This is a genomic window from Streptomyces sp. GB4-14, assembly GCF_022696125.1.
Classification (GTDB): domain Bacteria; phylum Actinomycetota; class Actinomycetes; order Streptomycetales; family Streptomycetaceae; genus Streptomyces; species Streptomyces werraensis.
The window spans coordinates 4,949,128-4,971,658 of the sequence record NZ_RZHO01000002.1; the positions used below are offsets into that span (position 1 = coordinate 4,949,128).

Annotated in this window: 20 protein-coding genes; 16 read left to right on the forward strand and 4 right to left on the reverse strand. The window is 71.5% G+C overall.

Annotation, left to right across the window (positions count from 1 at the left end; all coding sequences use genetic code 11):
- Positions 1-58: 58 nt before the first annotated feature.
- The 9 genes from ftsW to ELQ39_RS23880 all read left to right on the forward strand — a co-directional run bounded on the left by ftsW (position 59) and on the right by ELQ39_RS23880 (position 8,572).
- Positions 59-1,411, forward strand: a complete 1,353-nt coding sequence (gene ftsW, locus ELQ39_RS23840; protein WP_242593860.1) for a putative lipid II flippase FtsW — start codon at positions 59-61, stop codon at positions 1,409-1,411.
- 6 nt (positions 1,412-1,417) lie between these two features.
- Positions 1,418-2,512, forward strand: a complete 1,095-nt coding sequence (murG, locus tag ELQ39_RS23845; protein WP_225627004.1) for an undecaprenyldiphospho-muramoylpentapeptide beta-N-acetylglucosaminyltransferase — start codon at positions 1,418-1,420, stop codon at positions 2,510-2,512.
- Positions 2,513-2,537: 25 nt separating this feature from the next.
- A complete protein-coding gene (locus ELQ39_RS23850) occupies positions 2,538-3,332 on the forward strand; it encodes a cell division protein FtsQ/DivIB (RefSeq protein WP_242593862.1) in 795 nt (264 codons plus the stop codon).
- A gap of 289 nt (positions 3,333-3,621) precedes the next feature.
- A complete protein-coding gene (ftsZ, locus tag ELQ39_RS23855; RefSeq protein WP_225627006.1) occupies positions 3,622-4,818 on the forward strand; it encodes a cell division protein FtsZ in 1,197 nt (398 codons plus the stop codon).
- Complete coding sequence (gene pgeF / locus ELQ39_RS23860) at positions 4,815-5,552, forward strand: peptidoglycan editing factor PgeF (protein WP_242593864.1); 738 nt, start codon at positions 4,815-4,817, stop codon at positions 5,550-5,552. The genes ftsZ and pgeF overlap by 4 nt, the downstream gene beginning before the upstream one ends.
- Positions 5,549-6,268, forward strand: coding sequence for a YggS family pyridoxal phosphate-dependent enzyme (locus ELQ39_RS23865; RefSeq protein WP_190000134.1), 720 nt, complete (start codon positions 5,549-5,551; stop codon positions 6,266-6,268). The genes pgeF and ELQ39_RS23865 overlap by 4 nt, the downstream gene beginning before the upstream one ends.
- Before the next feature lie 128 nt (positions 6,269-6,396).
- Entirely contained in the window at positions 6,397-7,038 is a 642-nt protein-coding gene (locus tag ELQ39_RS23870; protein WP_190000132.1) for a cell division protein SepF, read from the forward strand.
- A 48-nt stretch (positions 7,039-7,086) separates the two neighbouring features.
- On the forward strand, positions 7,087-7,374 hold the full coding sequence (locus ELQ39_RS23875) for a YggT family protein (RefSeq protein WP_033273006.1): 288 nt from the start codon (positions 7,087-7,089) through the stop codon (positions 7,372-7,374).
- A 55-nt stretch (positions 7,375-7,429) separates the two neighbouring features.
- Positions 7,430-8,572: a DivIVA domain-containing protein gene (locus tag ELQ39_RS23880; RefSeq protein ID WP_242593866.1), complete on the forward strand. Its 1,143-nt coding sequence runs from the start codon at positions 7,430-7,432 to the stop codon at positions 8,570-8,572.
- Positions 8,573-8,830: 258 nt separating this feature from the next.
- Here the strand turns inward: ELQ39_RS23880 and ileS are convergent, their stop codons facing one another.
- The gene (gene ileS, locus ELQ39_RS23885; protein ID WP_242593868.1) at positions 8,831-11,974 is read right to left on the reverse strand and encodes an isoleucine--tRNA ligase; all 3,144 of its coding nucleotides are present in this window, start codon (positions 11,972-11,974) and stop codon (positions 8,831-8,833) included.
- A 587-nt stretch (positions 11,975-12,561) separates the two neighbouring features.
- Here ileS and ELQ39_RS23890 point away from each other — a divergent pair.
- From ELQ39_RS23890 to ELQ39_RS23915, 6 genes are all read left to right on the forward strand, one after another.
- Complete coding sequence (locus ELQ39_RS23890; RefSeq protein ID WP_242593871.1) at positions 12,562-13,371, forward strand: TraR/DksA family transcriptional regulator; 810 nt, start codon at positions 12,562-12,564, stop codon at positions 13,369-13,371.
- Between the two features lie 65 nt (positions 13,372-13,436).
- Positions 13,437-14,063: a signal peptidase II gene (lspA, locus tag ELQ39_RS23895; protein WP_242593873.1), complete on the forward strand. Its 627-nt coding sequence runs from the start codon at positions 13,437-13,439 to the stop codon at positions 14,061-14,063.
- Positions 14,064-14,138: 75 nt separating this feature from the next.
- Positions 14,139-15,083, forward strand: coding sequence for an RluA family pseudouridine synthase (locus tag ELQ39_RS23900; RefSeq protein ID WP_242593875.1), 945 nt, complete (start codon positions 14,139-14,141; stop codon positions 15,081-15,083).
- The gene (locus tag ELQ39_RS23905) at positions 15,080-15,547 is read left to right on the forward strand and encodes a GNAT family N-acetyltransferase (protein WP_242593877.1); all 468 of its coding nucleotides are present in this window, start codon (positions 15,080-15,082) and stop codon (positions 15,545-15,547) included. Before ELQ39_RS23900 ends, ELQ39_RS23905 begins: the two co-directional genes overlap by 4 nt.
- A 78-nt stretch (positions 15,548-15,625) precedes the next feature.
- Complete coding sequence (locus tag ELQ39_RS23910; RefSeq protein ID WP_225627011.1) at positions 15,626-17,218, forward strand: Na+/H+ antiporter; 1,593 nt, start codon at positions 15,626-15,628, stop codon at positions 17,216-17,218.
- A gap of 51 nt (positions 17,219-17,269) precedes the next feature.
- Positions 17,270-18,013 (forward strand): SDR family NAD(P)-dependent oxidoreductase, encoded by a 744-nt coding sequence (locus ELQ39_RS23915; RefSeq protein WP_242593879.1) that lies wholly within the window; start codon positions 17,270-17,272, stop codon positions 18,011-18,013.
- Positions 18,014-18,020: 7 nt separating this feature from the next.
- Here the strand turns inward: ELQ39_RS23915 and ELQ39_RS23920 are convergent, their stop codons facing one another.
- Positions 18,021-19,145 (reverse strand): mechanosensitive ion channel family protein, encoded by a 1,125-nt coding sequence (locus ELQ39_RS23920; RefSeq protein ID WP_242593881.1) that lies wholly within the window; start codon positions 19,143-19,145, stop codon positions 18,021-18,023.
- 107 nt (positions 19,146-19,252) lie between these two features.
- Here ELQ39_RS23920 and ELQ39_RS23925 point away from each other — a divergent pair, with 107 nt between their 5' ends.
- Positions 19,253-19,837, forward strand: coding sequence for a dienelactone hydrolase family protein (locus ELQ39_RS23925; RefSeq protein WP_242593883.1), 585 nt, complete (start codon positions 19,253-19,255; stop codon positions 19,835-19,837).
- A gap of 61 nt (positions 19,838-19,898) precedes the next feature.
- Here the strand turns inward: ELQ39_RS23925 and ELQ39_RS23930 are convergent, their stop codons facing one another.
- Both ELQ39_RS23930 and ELQ39_RS23935 read right to left on the reverse strand, forming a co-directional pair.
- On the reverse strand, positions 19,899-21,581 hold the full coding sequence (locus ELQ39_RS23930) for an alkaline phosphatase D family protein (RefSeq protein WP_225641340.1): 1,683 nt from the start codon (positions 21,579-21,581) through the stop codon (positions 19,899-19,901).
- A gap of 112 nt (positions 21,582-21,693) precedes the next feature.
- Positions 21,694-22,506, reverse strand: a complete 813-nt coding sequence (locus tag ELQ39_RS23935) for a thioredoxin domain-containing protein (protein ID WP_190000116.1) — start codon at positions 22,504-22,506, stop codon at positions 21,694-21,696.
- Positions 22,507-22,531: the final 25 nt, after the last annotated feature.

Here is a 22,531-nt window from a genome sequence, read left to right on the forward strand (position 1 = left end):
TGGGAGGGACGCGTGGGACCGTCCGAGACCTGTTGGCCGGCGTACCGCGGAGGTCGTGATGTCCAGTAGCCGTACCGGCGGGCCGCCCGTCCAGCGGGCCGCCCGGCGCCCCGTCGTGCCCCGCCCCCCGCGCGAGAACCCCCTGCGCACCCTGGTGACCCGGGCGCGCAGGGCCTGGGACCGGCCGCTGACCGCGTACTACGTCATCCTCGGCGGCAGTCTGCTGATCACCGTGCTGGGTCTTGTGATGGTCTACTCGGCCTCCCAGATCACGGCGCTGCAGATGTCGCTGCCGGGTTCGTACTTCTTCCGCAAGCAGCTGCTGGCCGCCGCGATCGGCGCCGTGCTGCTGCTGGTGGCGTCCCGGATGCCGGTGAAGCTGCACCGGGCGCTCGCCTACCCCATCCTCGCGGGGGCCGTCTTCCTGATGGCCCTGGTGCAGGTGCCGGGGATAGGAGTCGCGGTCAACGGCAACCAGAACTGGATCTCGCTCGGCGGCAGTTTCCAGCTCCAGCCCAGCGAGTTCGGCAAGCTGGCGCTGGTGCTGTGGGGCGCCGACCTGCTCGCCCGCAAACAGGACAAGCGGCTGCTGGCCCAGTGGAAGCACATGCTGGTGCCGCTGGTGCCGGCCGCGTTCATGCTGCTCGGGCTGATCATGCTCGGCGGCGACATGGGCACCGCCATCATCCTCACCGCGATCCTCTTCGGCCTGCTGTGGCTGGCGGGCGCCCCGACCCGGCTGTTCGCCGGGGTGCTGGCGGTCGCCGCGCTGCTCGGCGCCGTCCTCATCCGCACCAGCGAGAACCGCATGGCCCGGCTCGCCTGCCTCGGCGCCACCGAGCCGCAGACCGGGCCGGTCGACTGCTGGCAGGCCGTGCACGGCATCTACGCCCTGGCCTCCGGCGGGATCTTCGGCTCCGGACTCGGAGCGAGTCTGGAGAAATGGGGTGAACTACCCGAAGCGCACACGGACTTCATCTTCGCCGTCACCGGTGAGGAACTGGGCCTGGCGGGGACGCTGTCGGTGCTCGCCCTGTTCGCCGCTCTAGGCTATGCGGGTATCCGCGTGGCCGGACGCACGGAGGACCCCTTCGTCAGGTATGCCGCGGGAGGCGTGACCACCTGGATCACGGCGCAGGCCGTGATCAACATCGGTGCGGTGCTCGGTCTGCTGCCGATCGCCGGAGTCCCGCTCCCGCTGTTCTCCTACGGCGGGTCCGCCCTGCTGCCGACCATGCTCGCCATCGGGCTGCTCATCGCCTTCGCGCGTGAGGACCCCGCTGCGCGGATGGCGCTTGCGATGCGGCAACCCCGCTTTGGTAGAAAGCGGATCAGGGGTTCTCAGCGGCCCCATAGATGGAACACGATGCGACGACGTGCCCCGGGGGCGCGTTCGTCCGGAGAGCGGTGAATTTCGGTGCATGTCGTACTCGCCGGCGGAGGAACCGCGGGCCACATCGAGCCCGCGCTCGCCCTCGCGGACGCGCTGCGCAGGCAGGATCCGTCCGTGGGCATCACGGCCCTGGGCACGGAGCGCGGCCTTGAGACCCGTCTCGTACCCGAGCGCGGGTACGAACTGGCGCTGATCCCCGCCGTCCCGCTGCCACGCAAGCCGACCCCCGAGCTGATCACCGTCCCGGGCCGGCTGCGCGGCACCATCAAGGCGACCGAGCAGATCCTGGAGCGCACCCGGGCCGACGTCGTCGTCGGCTTCGGCGGCTACGTCGCCCTGCCCGGGTACCTCGCGGCCAAGCGCCTCGGCGTGCCGATCGTCATCCACGAGGCCAACGCCCGCCCGGGCCTGGCCAACAAGATCGGCTCCCGGTACGCCGCCCAGGTCGCCGTCGCCACCCCGGACAGCAAGCTGCGCAACTCGCGCTACATCGGCATCCCGCTGCGGCACACCATCGCCACCCTCGACCGGGCCGCCGTGCGTCCCGAGGCGCGCGCCGCGTTCGGGCTCGACCCCAACCTGCCGACGCTGCTGGTCTCGGGCGGCTCGCAGGGCGCCCGCCGGCTCAACGAGGTCGTCCAGCAGGTCGCCCCGTGGCTGCAGCAGGCCGGCATCCAGATCCTGCACGCGGTCGGTCCGAAGAACGAACTGCCGCACGTGCAGCAGATGCCGGGCATGCCCCCGTACATCCCGGTAAGTTACCTGGACCGGATGGACCTCGCGTACGCGGCGGCGGACATGATGCTCTGCCGCGCGGGCGCGATGACCGTCGCCGAGCTCTCCGCCGTCGGACTCCCGGCCGCCTACGTCCCGCTGCCCATCGGCAACGGCGAACAGCGGCTCAACGCCCAGCCGGTGGTGAAGGCGGGCGGCGGACTGCTGGTCGACGACGCGGACCTCACCCCGGAGTGGGTGCAGCAGAACGTCCTGCCCGTGCTCGCCGACCCGCACCGGCTGTTCGAGATGTCCCGCGCCGCCAGCGAGTTCGGCCGCCGGGACGCCGACGAGCTGCTCGTCGGCATGGTGTACGAGGCGGTCGCCGCCCGTGCCCACAGGTAGAGGCATGTGACGGAAGGCAGGGAGCGTGGCCGGATCGACGACCGCCGAGCGCGGTGAACGCAAGCGGGAGTCGTCCGGCCCGCCGCCCGTACGAGCCGTACGGCGACGGCGCCTTCGTCTGATCATCGCATCGGCGATCGTCCTCCTGTTCCTCGGCAGCGGCGCCTTCTGGCTGCTGTACGGCTCCGATCTGGTCCGCGTGGAACGCGTCTCGGTGTCCGGGACCGACGTCCTGACGCCGGACCAGGTCCGCGAGGCGGCCGACGTGCCGCTCGGGGAACAGCTCGTCTCGGTCGACACCGGGGCCATCGAGAAGCGGGCCGCCGAGGCGCTGCCCCGCATCGACACCGTCGACGTGGTCCGTTCCTGGCCCGACGAGATCAAGCTCCGGGTCGTCGAACGCACCCCCGTGCTCCTGGTCCACCAGGGCGGCAAGTTCGTCGAAGTGGACGACGACGGCGTCCGGTTCGCCACCGTCGAGAAAGCGCCCAAGGGGGTGCCCGCGCTGGAAATGGATCTCTCCCGTTCCGGATCCGCCGCGGCCAGCCTCCGGCGTTTCGGCGAGGACCGTCTGGTGCGCGAGGCGGTACGGGTGGCCGGTGCCGTCCCCGAGTCCCTCGCGCCGGAAACGCGCAGCGTCAAGGTCCGTTCCTACGACGCCATCTCGCTGGAGCTCACGGACGGCCGTACCGTCGACTGGGGATCCGGCGAGAAGGGGGCGCAGAAGGCGCGTGCCCTTACCGCGCTGATGAAAGCGGAGCCGGACGCACGGCACTTCGACGTCAGCGTCCCCAGTGCCCCGGCGTCATCAGGGAGTTGACGCACATCCGCGCAGGCCAGCACCCTGGTTGGGCAGCGACACGGCTGATCACATAGGGTGAAAAGAAAAACGGGAGGTTCGGCGTGTTCGTTGAACGTGCGCCACGTGTCGACTTAGTGTCCTGTTCAGAAGACTCCAGGGAACAGACACACTGGTAACCCTAAACTTCAACGTTAGGGTTCGGGTCGGCGATACGGACCGTCCCATTCGGCATCAGTCGTCGGATCGCGGGGGCAGCAGTTGCTCCGGCGCCCCGGCGACACGTAACTCGAGGCGAGAGGCCTTCGACGTGGCAGCACCGCAGAACTACCTCGCAGTCATCAAAGTCATCGGTGTCGGCGGCGGTGGTGTCAATGCCATCAACCGGATGATCGAGGTCGGTCTCAAGGGCGTCGAGTTCATCGCCATCAACACCGACGCGCAGGCGCTGTTGATGAGCGACGCCGACGTCAAGCTCGACGTCGGCCGTGAACTCACCCGCGGACTCGGCGCCGGAGCGAACCCGGCCGTCGGCCGCAAGGCCGCCGAGGACCACCGCGAGGAGATCGAGGAGGTCCTCAAGGGGGCCGACATGGTCTTCGTGACGGCCGGTGAAGGCGGCGGCACCGGCACCGGCGGCGCGCCCGTCGTGGCCAACATCGCCCGTTCTCTCGGTGCCCTCACCATCGGCGTGGTCACGCGCCCGTTCACCTTCGAGGGACGGCGCCGCGCGAACCAGGCCGAGGACGGCATCGCGGAGCTGCGCGAAGAGGTCGACACCCTCATCGTGATCCCCAACGACCGGCTGCTGTCCATCTCGGACCGCCAGGTGTCGGTTCTCGACGCCTTCAAGTCGGCCGACCAGGTCCTGCTCTCCGGTGTGCAGGGCATCACCGACCTCATCACCACCCCCGGTCTCATCAACCTCGACTTCGCCGACGTCAAGTCGGTCATGTCCGAGGCCGGTTCGGCCCTCATGGGCATCGGCTCGGCCCGCGGCGACGACCGCGCGGTGGCCGCCGCCGAGATGGCCATCTCCTCCCCGCTGCTGGAGGCGTCCATCGACGGCGCCCGTGGCGTGCTGCTCTCCATCTCCGGCGGCTCCGACCTCGGACTGTTCGAGATCAACGAGGCCGCCCAGCTGGTCAGCGAGGCCGCCCACCCGGAGGCCAACATCATCTTCGGCGCCGTGATCGACGACGCCCTCGGCGACGAGGTGCGGGTCACCGTCATCGCCGCCGGCTTCGACGGCGGCCAGCCGCCCGCCAAGCGGGACAACGTCCTCGGCTCCTCCTCGGCCAAGCGCGAGGAGCCCGCCCCGGCGGGCCGCCCGGAGAGCCGCCCGTCCTTCGGCTCGCTCGGCAGCGTCACGCCGAAGGAGGACCCGGAGCCGGCCCCGGCCCCCGAGCCCGTGGCCGACGTCCCGGCCGTCCAGCCCCCCGTCCCGCCGTCCCGGAGCTACGACAGCGCGGCCGAGGAACTGGACGTCCCGGACTTCCTGAAGTGATAGGACAGCGCGAGAGCGTGAGCGGCGCGCACTTCGGCTTCACCGACCGGTGGGGCGGGGTGAGCGCCGCTCCGTATGAGGAGCTCAACCTCGGGGGCGCGGTCGGCGACGACCCCGGGAACGTGCGGACCAACCGCGAACTGGCCGCCAAGGCGCTCGGCGTGGAACCGGACCGCGTGGTCTGGATGAACCAGGTGCACGGGGCCGACGCGGTCGTCGTCGACGAGCCGTGGGGCGACCGCCCGGTGCCCGAGGTGGACGCGGTCGTCACCGCGCGGCGCGGACTCGTCCTCGCCGTGCTCACCGCCGACTGCGTGCCCGTGCTGCTGGCCGACCCCGTCGCGGGGGTCGCCGCCGCGGCGCACGCGGGCCGGCCCGGACTGGTCGCCGGGATCGTCCCGGCCGCCGTACGGGCCATGACCCGACTCGGCGCCGACCCCGCCCGGATCGTCGCGCGCACCGGGCCCGCGGTGTGCGGCCGGTGTTACGAGGTGCCGGAGGACATGCGTGCCGACGTGGCCGCCGTCGAACCGGCGGCCGGCGCGGAGACGAGCTGGGGCACCCCGGCGGTCGACGTCGTCGCGGGTGTGCACGCGCAACTCGAGCGGCTGGGCGTCTCTGGCGCCGGGCGCTCGCCCGTGTGCACACGGGAGTCGGACGATCACTTCTCGTACCGTCGCGACCGCACCACCGGGCGGCTCGCGAGTTATGTGTGGCTGGACCCGAGGACATGACGGACCGTAAGGACGAACTCGCCGCGAACCTGGCGAGAGTGGAGGAGCGGATCGCCGCCGCGTGCGACGCGGCCGGTCGCGGACGCGACGAGGTGACGCTGATCGTGGTCACCAAGACGTGGCCCGCGAGCGACGTGCGCATTCTCTCCGGACTCGGCGTGCGGCACGTCGCCGAGAACCGCGACCAGGACGCCGCCCCGAAGGCGGCGGCCTGCGCGGATCTGCCCCTTGTATGGCATTTCGTCGGTCAACTTCAGACCAACAAGGTGCGTTCGGTGGTCGGTTATGCCGATGTCGTGCAGTCTGTCGACCGTGCCCGTCTTGTGTCGGCGCTCTCCAAGGAGGCCGTCCGGGCCGGGCGCGAGGTCGGCTGCCTCATCCAGGTGGCGCTCGACGCCGGCGTCGACGGCCGGGGCGAGCGCGGCGGCGTGGCGCCCTCCGGTGTGGCGGAGCTGGCCGATCTGGTGGCCGGCGCCGAAGGGCTGCGGCTGGACGGCCTGATGACCGTCGCGCCGCTCACCGGGGAGTACGCCGGCCGTCAACAGGCGGCGTTCGAGCGGTTGATGGATTTGTCGACCGACCTGCGCCGGACCCATCCGGCTGCGAACATGGTGTCGGCAGGGATGAGTGCGGACCTCGAACAGGCCGTGGCCGCCGGAGCGACACATGTGCGCGTCGGCAGTGCGGTACTCGGAGTCCGCCCCAGGCTCGGGTAACGTCGCCAAGAAGTCGGACCACAGCAGAAAATATGGTCATTTCCGCCCAACGGCGGAGCAAGGACCCAGTGGATCGCGGGCACTTGGCGGTCGTCAGCGGATCCACCACAGAGCGGAGGACTCGAAGCATGGCCGGCGCGATGCGCAAGATGGCGGTCTACCTCGGCCTCGTGGAGGACGATGGGTACGACGGCCGCGGATTCGACCCAGACGACGATTTCGAACCGGAACTCGACCCGGAGCCGGAGCGGGACCACCGGCGGCACGAGCCGTCGCACCAGTCCCACGGAACACATCAGCAACAAAGGGACGAAGAGGTACGAGTCGTCCACCCGCCCGCGCCCCGCGAACCGGTGTCCCGGTCCGCTTCGCTGCCCGCGGAATCGCCACGTCCGGCGCGGATCGCGCCCGTGGCATCCATCACACAAGAACGCGCCAGCCTGGAGAAGAACGCACCGGTGATCATGCCCAAGGTCGTGTCGGAACGAGAGCCTTACCGGATCACCACGCTTCACCCCCGGACCTACAACGAGGCCCGTACCATCGGGGAACACTTCCGTGAGGGCACCCCGGTGATCATGAATCTGACTGAGATGGATGACACAGACGCGAAGCGACTTGTCGACTTTGCGGCAGGTTTGGTGTTTGGTCTTCACGGCAGTATCGAGCGGGTGACGCAGAAGGTGTTCCTGTTGTCGCCTGCTAACGTCGATGTCACGGCGGAGGACAAGGCCCGCATCGCAGAGGGCGGGTTCTTCAACCAGAGCTGAGACGCAGGACCGGACGAGAGCGGCACAGGGGAGAGGGAAAAGCAGACCATGGGCGTGTTCGCGCAGGTGATCTACATCGCGCTGATGGTGTTCCTCATCGTGCTGATCTTCCGTTTGGTCATGGATTACGTGTTCCAGTTCGCCCGCTCATGGCAACCCGGCAAGGCGATGGTGGTCGTTCTGGAGGCCACCTACACTGTCACCGATCCACCGCTGAAGCTTCTGCGGCGGTTCATCCCGCCGCTGCGTCTCGGGGGCGTGGCGCTCGACCTGTCCTTCTTCGTCCTGATGATCATCGTCTGGATCCTCATCTCCGTCGCACAGAGGTTTGTGTGATGAGGCTGGACGATACGGTCTTGCCGACTGCCGATGACTACGTTGAGGTGAAGAGATGCCGTTGACCCCCGAGGACGTGCGGAACAAGCAGTTCACGACCGTCCGCCTCCGAGAAGGCTATGACGAGGACGAGGTCGATGCCTTCCTCGACGAGGTCGAAGCCGAACTGACGCGCCTGCTGCGCGAGAACGAGGACCTGCGCGCCAAGCTGGCCGCCGCCACGCGCGCCGCGGCGCAGAACCAGCAGAACATGCGCAAGCCTCCGGAGCAGCAGGACCAGCAGCAACAGCAGGGTCCGCCTCCCGGCATGCCCCAGCAGGGCATGCGAGGTCCCGGCGCTCCGGTGCCCGCCGGCATATCGGGCCCGCCGCAGCAGCAGATGGGCGGCCCCATGGGTGGCCCGCCCCAGCTGCCGAGCGGTGCCCCTCAGCTGCCCGCCGGCCCCGGCGGACAGGGCGGCCCGCAGGGTCCCGGCCCCATGGGCCAGGGTCCCGGGCCGATGGGCCAGGGCGGCCCGATGCAGGGGCAGATGGGTCCTGGCGGCCCGATGGGCGGTCCCATGGGCGGTCCCGGTCTCCCCGGTCAGGGAGGCCCCGGTGGCGACAGCGCCGCGCGCGTCCTGTCGCTGGCCCAGCAGACCGCCGACCAGGCGATCGCGGAGGCCCGTTCCGAGGCCAACAAGATCGTGGGCGAGGCGCGTTCGCGTGCCGAGGGCCTCGAGCGTGACGCCCGTGCCAAGGCCGACGCCCTGGAGCGGGACGCGCAGGAGAAGCACCGCGTCGCGATGGGCTCCCTGGAGTCCGCCCGCGCCACGCTGGAGCGCAAGGTCGAGGACCTGCGCGGCTTCGAGCGCGAGTACCGCACGCGGCTGAAGTCCTACCTGGAGTCGCAGCTGCGTCAGCTGGAGACCCAGGCGGACGACTCGCTCGCACCGCCGCGTCAGCCCGCGAGCGCCGCTCCGTCCCTGCCGCCGTCCCCGGCGCCCTCGATGGCCCCGGCCGGCGCGGGTGCCCCGTCCTACGGCGGCAACCAGATGGGCGGCCCCGGCGGCCAGTCCGGCCCGTCGTACGGCGGTCAGCAGCAGATGCAGCCGGCGATGACCCAGCCCATGGCTCCGGTCCGTCCGCAGGGCCCCTCGCCGATGGGTCAGGCTCCCTCGCCGATGCGTGGCTTCCTGATCGACGAGGACGACAACTGACGGCCCCCGTGGCCATAGGTACGGCGTAGAAGTCGGCAGCGTTCAGGGCGGGGCCCCGGGTTCACCAACCCGGGGCCCCGCCCTTGTGCTACGCGTGTTCCCACCGGTTCCCACCGGTTCCCACCGGTTCCCACCGGTTCCCACCGGTTCGCTCCGTTTGTTCGGATGCGGCGGACATGTCCGACGCACGCAACGCCGAAGGCCCGTTCTCCCGGAGAACTTCCCCCGCGAGAACGGGCCTTCGCCGTGTGACGGTGGTTACGCCTTGCGCAGACGGAACGTCAGGGACAGGCCCTCGTCCGTGAACGGGGCGCCGTAGGAGTCGTCCGCCTCGCCCCGGGCGAAGTCCGTGGCGAGCACCTCGTCGGCGATCAGCTCCGCGTGCTCCGCCAGCGCGGCCGCCGTGGCGGCGTCGTCCGACGTCCAGCGCAGGGCGATCCGGTCGGCCACGTCCAGGCCGCTGTTCTTGCGGGCCTCCTGGATCAGCCGGATCGCGTCACGGGCGAGGCCCGCGCGGCGCAGCTCCTCGGTGATCTCCAGGTCCAGGGCGACCGTGGCGCCCGCGTCGGACGCCACCGACCAGCCCTCGCGCGGCGTTTCCGTGATGATCACCTCGTCCGGGGAGAGGGTGATCGTCTCGCCGTCGACCTCCACCGAGGCCGTGCCCTCGCGCAGGGCCGCGGACAGCGCCGCGGCGTCCGCGTTCGCGACCGCCTTGGCCACGTCCTGGACCCGCTTGCCGAACCGCTTGCCCAGCGCGCGGAAGTTGGCCTTGGCCGTGGTGTCCACCAGCGAGCCGCCCACCTCGGACAGCAGCGCCAGCGACTCGACGTTCAGCTCCTCCGTGATCTGCGTGTGCAGCTCCGGGCCGAGGGCGTCGAAGCCGGCCGCCGCGATCAGCGCCCGCCGCAGCGGCTGACGCGTCTTGACGCCCGACTCGGCACGCGTGGCGCGGCCCAGCTCCACCAGGCGGCGCACCAGCGCCATCTGGCGGGACAGCTCCGGGTCGACCGCGGACAGGTCCGCCTCCGGCCACGAGGACAGGTGCACCGACTCCGGCGCGCCGGGCGTGACGGGGACGACCATGTCCTGCCACACCCGCTCGGTGATGAACGGGGTGAGCGGGGCCATGAGCTTGGTCACCGTCTCCACGACCTCGTGCAGGGTGCGCAGCGCGGCCTTGTCGCCCTGCCAGAAGCGGCGGCGGGAACGGCGGACGTACCAGTTGGAGAGGTCGTCGACGAACGCGGACAGCAGCTTGCCGGCCCGCTGGGTGTCGTAGTTCTCCAGCGCCTGGGTCACCTGGTCGGTGAGGGCGTGCAGTTCGGACAGCAGCCAGCGGTCCAGCACCGGGCGGTCGGCCGGGGCCGGGTCGGCCTCGCTCGGCGCCCAGTTGGACGTGCGGGCGTACAGGGCCTGGAAGGCGACCGTGTTCCAGTACGTGAGGAGCGTCTTGCGGACGACCTCCTGGATGGTGCCGTGGCCGACCCGGCGGGCCGCCCACGGGGAACCGCCGGCCGCCATGAACCAGCGCACCGCGTCGGCGCCGTGCTGGTCCATCAGCGGGATCGGCTGCAGGATGTTGCCCAGGTGCTTGGACATCTTGCGGCCGTCCTCGGCGAGGATGTGGCCGAGGCACACGACGTTCTCGTACGACGACTTGTCGAAGACGAGGGTGCCGACCGCCATCAGCGTGTAGAACCAGCCGCGGGTCTGGTCGATGGCCTCGGAGATGAACTGCGCGGGGTACCGGGACTCGAAGAGTTCCTTGTTCTTGTACGGGTAGCCCCACTGCGCGAACGGCATGGAGCCCGAGTCGTACCAGGCGTCGATGACCTCGGGCACGCGGGTCGCCGTGGCGCCGCATCCGTCCTGCGGGCAGGCGAAGGTGACCTCGTCGATGTACGGGCGGTGCGGGTCGAGCCCCGACTGGTCCGTGCCGGTCAGCTCCGTCAGCTCGGTGAGCGAGCCGACGCAGGTGAGGTGGTTCTCCTCGCAGCGCCAGATGGGCAGCGGCGTGCCCCAGTAGCGGTTGCGGGACAGCGCCCAGTCGATGTTGTTGTTCAGCCAGTCGCCGTACCGGCCGTGCTTGACCGTGTCCGGGAACCAGTTGGTGTTCTCGTTCTCCTCGAGCAGCCGGTCCTTGACGGCGGTGGTGCGGATGTACCAGGACGGCTGCGCGTAGTAGAGGAGCGCGGTGTGGCAGCGCCAGCAGTGGGGGTAGCTGTGCTCGTACGGCAGGTGCTTGAAGAGCAGGCCGCGCTGCCGGAGGTCCTCGGTGAGCTGCTCGTCGGCCTTCTTGAAGAAGACCCCGCCGACCAGCGGCAGGTCCTCCTCGAAGGTGCCGTCGGGGCGGACCGGGTTGACCACGGGCAGGCCGTAGGAGCGGCAGACCCTGAGGTCGTCCTCACCGAAGGCGGGGGACTGGTGGACCAGACCCGTGCCGTCCTCGGTGGTGACGTACTCGGCGTTGACCACGTAGTGGGCCTCCGCCGGGAACTCCACCAGCTCGAAGGGACGCTGATACGTCCAGCGCTCCATCTCGGCCCCGGTGAAGGTCTGCCCGGTGGTCTCCCAGCCCTCGCCGAGCGCCTTCCCGACCAGCGGCTCGGCGACGACCAGCTTCTCCTCGCCGTTGGTCGCCACCACGTAGGTCACCTCGGGGTGGGCGGCGACCGCCGTGTTGGACACCAGGGTCCACGGCGTGGTCGTCCACACCAGCAGGGCCGCCTCGCCGGCCAGCGGGCCGGAGGTCAGCGGGAAGCGGACGTAGACCGACGGGTCGACGACCGTCTCGTAGCCCTGCGCCAGCTCGTGGTCGGACAGGCCGGTGCCGCAGCGGGGGCACCAGGGGGCGACGCGGTGGTCCTGGACCAGCAGGCCCTTGTTGAAGATCTCCTTCAGCGACCACCAGACCGACTCGACGTACTCCGGGTCCATGGTCCGGTACGCCTCGTCGAGGTCGACCCAGTAACCCATGCGGGTCGTCAGCTCGGCGAAGGCGTCCGTGTGCCGGGTCACCGACTCACGGCACTTGGCGTTGAACTCGGCGATGCCGTACGCCTCGATGTCCTGCTTGCCGGAGAAGCCCAGCTCCTTCTCCACGGCCAGCTCCACCGGGAGGCCGTGGCAGTCCCAGCCGGCCTTGCGGGCCACGTGGTAGCCGCGCATGGTGCGGAAGCGGGGGAAGACGTCCTTGAAGACGCGGGCCTCGATGTGGTGGGCGCCGGGCATGCCGTTGGCGGTGGGCGGACCCTCGTAGAAGACCCATTCGGGGCGGCCCTCGGACTGCTCCAGGCTCTTGGCGAAGATCTTCTGCTCGTCCCAGAACCTGAGCACCGTGTGCTCGAGCGCGGGCAGGTCGACCTGGGCGGGTACCGGGCGGTACGTCGGCGTTGTCATCAGCGGGCTTCCTCCGGCGGACTTGCTGCCTTCCGACCGGAGGGACGAGAGCTCAAGTCCTTGCGCCGCCGTCGGCGCGCTCCCGCGGTACCACCCTCCTTGGCCCCCCGGTGCGCCGTACGCTCCGGTGAGCCCCCTCATTCGGGTCGCGATGCCGGTTCTACTCGCCGCTGCGGCCTCGCTGCGGCTTTCTTCCGGCGGCTCCGGGGTGATCTTCACGTCGCGCTCACCCCCGGGCTCACACCGTCCCCGGGTCGCTCTGGGCTGCGTACGCCGCTACTCGTCCCCATCCACGCTTTTCGCTCCGCCCAGTGTACGGCGCGGCGGGGCGGGCGGCCGACCGCATTTCCCGCGACGGTATGCCCGGCGATGCCCCGAATGGACCGGTACGCCTGTTCGGAATACCGGGACGTCCGTGCGGGCGGCATACCCGGCGGGTAGCTGGGCACAACGCATGCAGGTCGCCGCGCGGCGTGCGCGGGGCGAGGTGACCGTGCGGTGCGCCCCGTTGCCGCAGGGCCCCGGTCGATTTATCGTCCCAGCACGATTCGCGCGCAAGATCACAATATGTGAAGGGGCCCGCGGCCATGGTGGCGAAGAAGGGTGCGGCGGCCGAGGCCGCCGAGACGAAGGCCGGTGCGGCCGAGGCCGCGTCCGGGACGACGGCGTCGAAGGGTGCCACCGCGAAGGCCGGAGGCCGCAAGGCCACCGCGAAGAAGCTCGCCGGCAGGAAGCCGGCACGGGGAGCCGTCGGAAAGGCGGCCGCCGCGGGTCACGGCGGGGGCGTCCGTCAGGGCGCCCCCGAGGGGAACGGTGAGGCCAGGACCAGCGGGTCCGCTCAGGACGGGGCCGGGCACAGCGCGGCCGACGACGCGGACGCGGCCGAGGCCGCGGCGCAGACGGGAGTGACGACGGTGGGTGCGAAGAAGACCCCTGGCCCGGCGGCCACAGCGGCGGCGGCGACCGCCGTGCCCAAGGCCCGGCACAACGCCGTGGAGCCGGGCGAGCTCGCGGTGCGTCCCGGCGAGGAGCCGTGGACCGGCGAAGAGGTCGAGGAGGCGCGGACCGAGCTGATGTCGGAGGTGCTGCGGCTGCGCGAGGAGATCAGCTCCTCCGAGCGGTCGCTGGCCGGTCTGATGCGGGACTCCGGCGACGGCGCGGGCGACGACGACGCCGACACCGGCACCAAGAACATCACGCGCGAGCACGAACTGGCCCTCGCGGCGAACGCGCGCGAGATGCTCGACCAGTTCGAGCGGGCGCTCCAGCGGCTCGACGCGGGCACCTACGGCCTGTGCGAGAACTGCGGCAAACCCATCGGCAAGGCCCGTATGCAGGCCTTCCCGAGGGCCACCCTGTGCGTCGAGTGCAAGCAGAAGCAGGAGCGCCGGTACTGAGGAGCGGCCTCGCAGGCCGTGCCGTACCCTCGTCCTCAGTCAAGGACCTAGGCTGAGGGACTCACGTGGCAGAGGCGGAGCGCATCATCGGTACGCCGGACACCCCGGACGCGGACCGGAACGGGCAGGACCGGGACCTGCGGGGCCGGGACGGCGGGGAGCCGGCCGGCGCCGACGGTACGACGGAGGAGGCGGAGCGGCCCCGCGGCAGGCGGCGGATCGCCGTGCTGTTCGCCGTCGCCGCCTTCGCCTACCTCCTCGACCTGATCAGCAAGATGATCGTGGTCGCCAAGCTGGAGCACCACGAGCCGATCGAGATCGTCGGCGACTGGCTGCGCTTCGAGGCGATCCGCAACGCGGGCGCGGCCTTCGGCTTCGGCGAGGCGTTCACGGTGATCTTCACGGTGATCGCGGCGGCGGTGATCGTGGTGATCTTCCGTCTGGCCCGTAAGCTCTACAGCCTGCCCTGGGCGATCGCGCTCGGCCTGCTCCTCGGCGGCGCCCTCGGCAACCTCACCGACCGGATCTTCCGCTCGCCGGGCGTCTTCGAGGGCGCGGTCGTCGACTTCATCGCGCCCAAGCACTTCGCCGTGTTCAACCTGGCCGACTCGGCCATCGTGTGCGGCGGCATCCTGATCGTGCTGCTGTCCTTCCGGGGTCTCGACCCTGACGGCACGGTCCACAAGGACTGACGGCACGGACCGCGGGGACTGAGGGCCCCGTCACTCCCGTGCGGGAGTGACCCGCCCGTCCGGCATACTCGACGGGTGAGCACGATTCCCGAGATCCGTACCCTGCCCGTGCCCGACGGCCTGGAGGGCGAGCGTGTCGACGCCGCCATCTCCCGCATGTTCGGCTTCTCCCGTACCAAGGCGGCGGAGCTCGCCGCCGCGGGGAAGGTCACGGTCGACGGGTCGGTGGTCGGGAAGTCCGAGCGGGTCAGCGGGGGCGCCTGGCTCGAGGTGGAGATGCCGCAGGCGCCCGCCCCGGTGCAGGTTGTCGCCGAGCCGGTCGAGGGCATGGAGATCGTGCACGACGACGACGACGTGGTCGTGATCGTCAAGCCCGTCGGCGTCGCCGCCCACCCCTCCCCGGGCTGGACGGGACCGACCGTGATCGGCGGTCTGGCCGCCGCGGGCTTCCGTGTCTCGACCTCCGGCGCCGCCGAGCGCCAGGGCATCGTGCACCGCCTCGACGTCGGCACCTCCGGGCTGATGGTGGTCGCCAAGTCCGAGTACGCGTACACGTCGCTGAAGCGCCAGTTCAAGGAGCGCACGGTCGACAAGCGCTACCACACGCTCGTCCAGGGCCACCCCGACCCGACCAGCGGCACCATCGAGGCCCCCATCGGCCGCCACCCGCACCACGACTACAAGTGGGCGGTCACCGCCGAGGGCAAGCCGTCCGTCACGCACTACGACCTGATCGAGGCGTTCCGCGCGGCGTCCCTGCTCGACGTGAAGCTGGAGACCGGCCGCACGCACCAGATCCGGGTGCACATGGCCGCCCACCGTCACCCCTGCGTCGGCGACCTCACCTACGGCGCCGACCCCACGCTCGCCAAGCGGCTGAAGCTGACCCGGCAGTGGCTGCACGCCGTGCGCCTCGGCTTCGAGCACCCCGGCGACGGACAGTGGGTGGAGTTCTCCTGCGACTACCCGGACGACCTCCAGCAGGCGCTCGACCAGGTCCGCGAGGAGACGTACGCATGAGCCCGGCGGTCACGGTCCGGGTCGCCGGCGACCCCGCCGACCGCGAGGCCTGCTTCGCGGTCCGCAAGGAGGTCTTCGTCGCCGAGCAGGGCGTCCCCGAGGACATCGAGTACGACGCCCACGACGCGGACGCCGTGCACCTGCTCGCGGTCGCCGGCGACGGCATCCCGCTCGGCACGGCCCGGCTGCTGCACGGCGCCGCCGCCGCGGCGAAGAACGGCGGCGACCCGGCGGTCGGCTCCCTCGGCCGGCTCGCGGTGCTGAAGCGGGCGCGCGGCCTCGGCGTGGGCGCGGCCCTCGTGCGGGCCGTCGAGGAGGCGGCCCGGGAGCGCGGGCTCACCGGCGTCGACCTGCACGCGCAGACCCACGCCCTCGGCTTCTACGAGCGGCTCGGCTACGAGGCCTACGGGCCGGAGTTCCCGGACGCGGGCATGCCGCACCGGGCCATGCGGCGCGCCCTCTAGCCGGGTCCGCGTGCCCGCGCCGGTCACGCGGCGCGTGGCAGGCTGGAGACCGCCCGACCCGTCCGACCTCCGGGAGCGGTGACCGTGGATCAGTTGGCCCTGCTGTTCGCCCTGTTGCTCGGGGCGGTGGTCAGTGTCCCCGTGGGGGAGCGGCTGAGACTGCCGGCGCCGGTGCTGATGACGGTCTTCGGGATCGTGCTGGCGCTGCTGAACTTCGTCCCGAACGTCGACGTCCCGCCCCAGCTGATCCTGCCGCTGCTGCTGCCGCCCCTGCTCTACGCGGCCGTGCGCCGCACCTCCTGGCGCCAGTTCGCGGCCAACGTCCGGCCGATCCTGCTGCTGGCCGTGGCGCTGGTCTTCGTCACCACCTTCTGCGTCGCCGCCGTCGCCCACGCGATCGTGCCGGGTCTGCCGCTGGCCGCCGCCGTCGCCCTCGGCGCGCTGGTCGCCCCGCCCGACCCGGTCGCGGCGACCGCCGTGGCCGGCAAGCTGGGGCTGCCCCGCCGGCTGGTGTCGATCCTGGAGGGCGAGGGCCTCTTCAACGACGTCACGGCGATCGTGCTGTACCACGTGGCCGTGGCCGCCGCCGTGAGCGGCACCTTCTCGCCCTGGGCGGCCGGGCTCGACCTGGTGCTGTCGGCGGTGGTGGCGGTCGCCGTGGGACTGGTGCTCGGCTGGGCCACCAACAAGGCGATGGACCTGCTCGGCGACCCCACCCTCCAGGTCGCGCTGACCCTGCTGGTGCCGTTCGCCGCGTACGTCCTCGCCGAGGAGCTGCACGGCTCGGGCGTCCTCGGGGTGCTGGTCAGCGCGCTGTTCCTGGTGGAGTACGCCACCGACGCCGACGACGTGATGGCACGGCTGGCCGGGCACACCTTCTGGGACATCGTGGACACCCTGGTCACCGGGGTGGCGTTCGGCCTGGTCGGCCTGGAGCTGCACAACGCGGTCAACACGGCGGCCGGCCACTGGGGCGAGCTGCTGGGCTGGTCGGCGGCGGTCGTGGGGGTGGTCGTGTTCGTGCGGCTGGCGTGGCTGCTGCCGGCGACCTGGCTGACCAAGCGGCTGCACACCGCACGGGACGTGGGCGAGGAAATCCCGGTCAGCTGGCGCGAGACCGTGGTGATGTGGTGGTCCGGGATGCGCGGGGTGGCGTCCGTCGCGCTGGCCCTCGCCATCCCGCTGGAGACCGATTCGGGCGCCGACTTCCCCGCCCGGGGAGAGATCGTCTTCATGGCGTTCGGCGTGGTGCTGGGCACCCTCCTGGTGCAGGGGCTCACCCTGCCGTGGCTGGTGGGGAAGCTCGGGGTGCGCGGCGACACCGGGCGGGAGAAGGAGCTGGAGCGCCGGCTCGCCGTCCGGGCCGCGAAGGCGGCCAAGCGCCGGCTGCGGGAGATCGAGGACGTCGAGGAGTTGCCCGAGGACCTGTCCGAGCAGCTGATGCGCCGGGCCTTCGACATGGGCGTGCGCATCAGCCCGGACATCGCGGACGACGAGCGGCGCGAGGCGGTCCGGCAGCGCTCCAAGCGGCTGAAGCGGATCCGGCGCATCGAGCAGGAGATGCTGAGCGCCGCCCGGCACGAGGTGCTCACCGCGCGCAGCGAGCCGGGCGCCGACCCCGAGGTGGTGGACCGGGTGCTGCGTCATCTGGACGTGCGCAGTCTGCGCTGAGCGCCGCCGCGTTGCCGCCGTCCGCCGTCGCGCCCTCCGTAGGGTCGGGGCATGACACGCAATGTTGTGATCAGCGGCGGCGGCACCGGCATCGGGCTCGCCACCGCGCAGACGTTCGCCGCCGACGGGGACCGCGTCCTGCTCGTCGGGCGGCGCGGTGACGTCCTGGAGCGGGCCGAGGTGCCCGGCGCGCTGACCTACCCCGCCGATCTGGCCGACCCCGAGGCCGTGCGGGGTGTGTCCGGATTCGTGGGGCGCGAGTTCGGCGCCGTGGACGTGCTCGTGCACTGCGCGGGCGGCAACGGGCTGCTGGAGCCGCCGGTGGGCGGCGACGACCCGCTCGACGCCGTCGCCCGCGACTGGACGGTCAACTTCCGGCTCAACGTGCTGACCGCCGTGCTGCTCACCGAGGCGCTGCGGCACCGGCTCGCCGTGCCCGGCGGCCGGGTGCTGTTCCTCAGCTCCATCGCCGCGAGGCGCGGCTCGGGACGGGTGTCGTACGCGGCGGCCAAGGCCGGTCTGCACCCGTACGCCCACGCCCTGGCCCGGGAGCTGGGGCCGCACGGGATCACCGTGAACGTGGTCGCGCCCGGCTACATCGAGGACACGGCGTTCTTCGGCGGCGACGGCCTGGACGAGGAACGGCGGGCCCGGCTGATCGCCGAGACGTCGGACAGGCGCGCCGGCCGGCCCGGTGACGTCGCGGCGACCCTGCACTGGCTCGCCTCGCACGGCGCCGGACACATCACCTCGCAGATCGTCCAGGTGAACGGCGGCGCCGAGCGCGGCTGCTGAGGGTCGCTCAGCGCGCCTGCCGGGACGGGTGGGTGTGGAACCGGCGCGCCGTCGGCAGACCGTCGGCGGGCGGCCTCTCCAGGCCGTTCCGTGGCGGCAGCACCGCGTCGGCGGTGTTGACCCGGGGCAGCGCGTAGGGGTGCTCGTCGGCCAGGAAGCGCATCATCCGCTCGCGGACCGTGACCCGGACCGTCCAGATGTCGTCCGCGTCCTTCGCCGTCACCAGCGCCCGCACCTCCAGGGTGCTCGGGGTGCTGTCCGTGACGGTCAGGTTGTAGGCGCGGCCGTCCCACTCCGGGCACTCCCGCAGGATGTCGCGCAGCTTCTCGCGCATGGCGTCCAGCGGGGCGCTGTGGTCCACGTGCCAGAAGACGGTGCCGGTCATCTGAGGGGTTCCGCGCGACCAGTTCTCGAACGGCTTGGAGGTGAAGTACGACACCGGCATGGTGATCCGGCGCTCGTCCCAGGTGCGCACGGTCAGGAAGGTGAGGGTGATCTCCTCGACCGTGCCCCACTCGCCGTCCACCACGACGGTGTCGCCGATGCGCACCATGTCGCCGAACGCGATCTGCAGCCCGGCGAACATGTTGCTCAGCGTCGACTGGGCGGCGACACCGGCGACGATGCCGAGGATGCCCGCCGAGGCCAGCAGCGAGGCGCCGGCCGCGCGCATCGCGGGGAACGTCAGCAGCATCGCGGCCACCGCGACCACGCCGACCGCCGCCGACACCACGCGGCGGATCAGGGTCACCTGGGTGCGCACCCGGCGCACCCGGGCCGGGTCGCGCTCCCGGTGGTTGCTGGCGTACCGGGTGTAGGAGGTCTCCACGACGGCGGCGGCGATCCGGATGGTCAGCCAGGCGGCCGACCCGATCAGCACCAGGGTCAGGCCCCGGCCGACGGCGACGTCGTGCGAGGTCAGCAGTCGTGCCTCGTCGTAGGAGGCTCTGAGCAGGACCGCGCAGAGCAGCAGCTGGTACGGGACACGGGCCCGGCGCAGCAGGCCCCACAGCGGTGTCTCGTGGTGGCGTCGGTCGGCCTTCCGCAGCAGCCGGTCGGTGGCCCAGCCCAGGAGCAGGCCCAGCACCACCGAGCCGCCGACCACGATCAGCGGGCGCAGCACGTCATCCATGCCCCCGAACCTAACCGGCCTGCTCCGGCATGAACATGTGACTTCCGTCCGGTTCCGGGTAGTGCCGCGCGCGAGGCCGGTCACACCCGGCTGGCACCATGGGCTCCATGAACATCATGCTCTTTCACTCGACCTACGGACTGCGCCCCGCGGTGCACCGGGCCGCGGACCGGCTGCGCGCGGCCGGACACGAGGTGTGGACGCCGGACCTTTTCGAGGGCCGCACGTTCGACACCGTCGAGGAGGGCATGGAGCACAAGGACGAGGTGGGCAAGGACGAGCTGCTGAAGCGGGCCGTCCTGGCGGCGGCGCCGTACTCGGAGCGAGGCCTGGTGTACGCGGGGTTCTCCTTCGGCGCCTCGGTGGCGCAGACGCTGGCCCTCGGCGACGAGAAGGCCAGAGGGCTGCTGCTCCTGCACGGCACCTCCGACATCGCGGAGAACGCCGCGGCCGACGGACTGCCGGTGCAGCTGCACGTCGCCGAGCCGGACCCGTTCGAGACCGACGACTGGCTGACCGCCTGGTACCTGGGGATGGGCCGGGCCGGAGCCGACGTGGAGGTCTACCGGTACGCGGGCGCCGGACACCTCTACACCGATCCCGACCTGCCCGACTTCGACGAGGAGGCCGCCGAGGCCACCTGGCGGGTGGCGCTCGGCTTCCTCGACTCGCTGGAGGAGACCGCAGACTGATCCGTCTGATCCGTCTGATCCGTCTGGTCCGCCGACTCCGCGTCCCTTGTGCCGCGGGTGATCAGACGGGGGCGGCGGCCCGCTCGATCCTCTGCGTGCCGCTGCGCGTGCGGTAGGAGCGGGCCCAGGCCGCGGTGGCGCCCGCCTCGGTGCGGTCGGACAGCACGTAGTAGTCCATCTGCGCCCGCTCCGCCGTGAGGTCCAGCACCCCGAAGCCGTGCCGGTCGGTGTCCACCCAGTGCACGTGCCGGTTGGCGGCCCGGATCAGCGGGGAGGCGACCGCGTCGACGGTGCCCTCGCCGACCTTGAGGATGTCGTCGAGGTTGTCGGAGGTGACCGACGTGACCACGAACTCCGTGGCGGCGGACGCGGACAGCGGGTAGGTCCCGGCGTTCACGGGTACGTCGTTCGCCCACGCCATGTGGATGTCGCCGGTGAGGAACACGGTGTTGCGGATGGCGTTGCCCCGGAGATGGGCCAGCAGCTCGCGGCGGTCGGCGGTGTAGCCGTCCCACTGGTCGGTGTTGAGGGCGAGGCCCTCCTGCGGCAGGCCGAGCAGCTTCGCGAGCGGCTTCAGCAGGGTCGCGGGCAGCGAGCCCAGCGCGAACGGCGAGATCATCACCGAGGTGCCCACCAGCCGCCAGGTGGTGTCGGACGCCGACAGGCCCGCCTTCAGCCAGTCGAGCTGGGCGCGGCCGGTGAGGGTGCGGCCGGGGTCGTCGACGTCGCCGTCGCCGAGCGAGACCTGCTGCGAGCGGAAGGAGCGCAGGTCCAGCAGCGACAGGTCGGCCAGCTTGCCGAAGCGCAGCCGTCGGTAGGTGGTGCCCTCGACCGCCGGGCGGACCGGCATCCACTCGAAGTACGCCTGCTTGGCGGCGGCCTGCCGGGCGGCCCAGGAGCCCTCCGCGCCCTCGGTGTGGTTCTCCGCGCCCCCGGACCAGGTGTCGTTGGCGAACTCGTGGTCGTCCCACATGGCGACGACCGGGGCGGTGGCGTGCAGTGCCTGGAGGTCCGGGTCGGTCTTGTAGCGGGCGTGCCGGGTGCGGTAGTCGGCGAGGGTGACGATCTCGTGGGCGGGGGAGTGCGGGCGGACGACCGTGCCGCGGGTGCCGTAGTCGCCGGAGCCGTACTCGTAGATGTAGTCGCCGAGGTGCAGCCAGGCGTCGAGGTCGCCGCGGGCCGCGAGATGGCGGTACGCGGCGAAGTGGCCGGCCTCCCAGTTGGCGCAGGAGACCACCCCGAGGCGCAGCCCCGCCACGGAGGCGTCGGCGGCGGGCGCGGTGCGGGTGCGGGCCGCGGGGGAGTCGGCTCCGCCGGCGGAGAAGCGGAACCAGTAGTCGGTGGCGGGCCGCAGACCGCGGACGTCCGCCTTGACGGTGTGGTCGGAGGCGGCGGTGGCGAGGACCGTTCCCTGGGCGACGACGTCGGTGAACGCCCGGTCGCGGGCGACGGTCCAGCGCACCTCGGTGTCGGGTCCGGCGCCTGAGCCCGGGAGGGCGTCCGGGGTGGGCGTCACGCGGGTCCACAGCAGCACGCCGTCCGGCAGCGGGTCGCCGGAGGCGACGCCGTGCAGGAAGGCGGGGGCGGACCGGGCGGCGCGGGCGGGCAGCGCGGCGGCGAGCGGTCCGGCCAGCGCCGCGGTGGCGGCGGCCGCCTTGACGACGGTGCGGCGGCGCGGGGTGAGGGAGGCGGTGTCCGCGGTGGCGGAGACGGCGCTCTCGGTTCTTCCGTGTCGACTGGTCACAGCCGCACAGGTTACTGACGTGTACATGCTGCGTGTAGTCGCCGGAGCGGGCGAACCCGGGAAAGTTCGCCCGCTCTTCAACCACGCGTCAGCGGGGCGTCGGCAGGCCGCGTCAGCCCTTCAGCGCCTTGTCGACCGCCGTGGTGAACTCGGCCGCCGTCATGGGCGCGTTCTGCCCGTCGGAGCCGGTCAGCTTCTTGCCGTCCATCTTCACCGTCGGCGTGCCCTGGACGTCGCTGCTGTCGAACTTGTCCGACATCTCCAGCGCCCAGCGGTCGTAGGTGCCGTCCTTCACGGCCGCCTGGAACTCCTTGTTGTTCTTCAGGGCGTCCACCGTGTCGGCGATCTTGATCAGGTAGGCGTCGTCCTTGAACTTGTCGTCCGTCTCCTCCGGGTGGAACTCCGAGGAGTAGAGGGCCGACTTGTACGCGAGGAACGCCTCGGGGCTGACGTCCAGAGCGGCGCCCAGGGCGCTCAGCGCGTTCTTCGAGCCCTCGCCGGTGAGGTTGCGGTCCAGGAACGAGGCGCCTATGAACTGCACCTTGTACTTGCCGTCCGCGACGTCCTTCTCGATCGTCTCGCCGACAGCCTGCTCGAAGGAGGCGCAGATCGGGCAGCGCGGGTCCTCGTACACCTCGAGGGTCTTCTTCGCGTCGGCCTTGCCGATGACGACGGTCGTGCCGTCCTTGCCGCTGGTGTTCGCCGGCTTGACCAGCTTGGCGTCCTTCGCCGCCTCCCAGTGGTCCGGCTTGTTCGCCTGGACCACCGCGTAGCCGATGCCGCCGGCCGCGGCCAGCACGCCGACCACCGACGCGGCGACGATCAGCTGCCGCCTGACCTTCGCCTTCTTGGCCTGGCGCTCGCGCTCCTGGCGCAGACGCTCGCGCGCCGCCATCTTGGCCGCCTGGCTGTTCCGCTTGCTCATGATGATGTCTCCACAGGGGACGCAC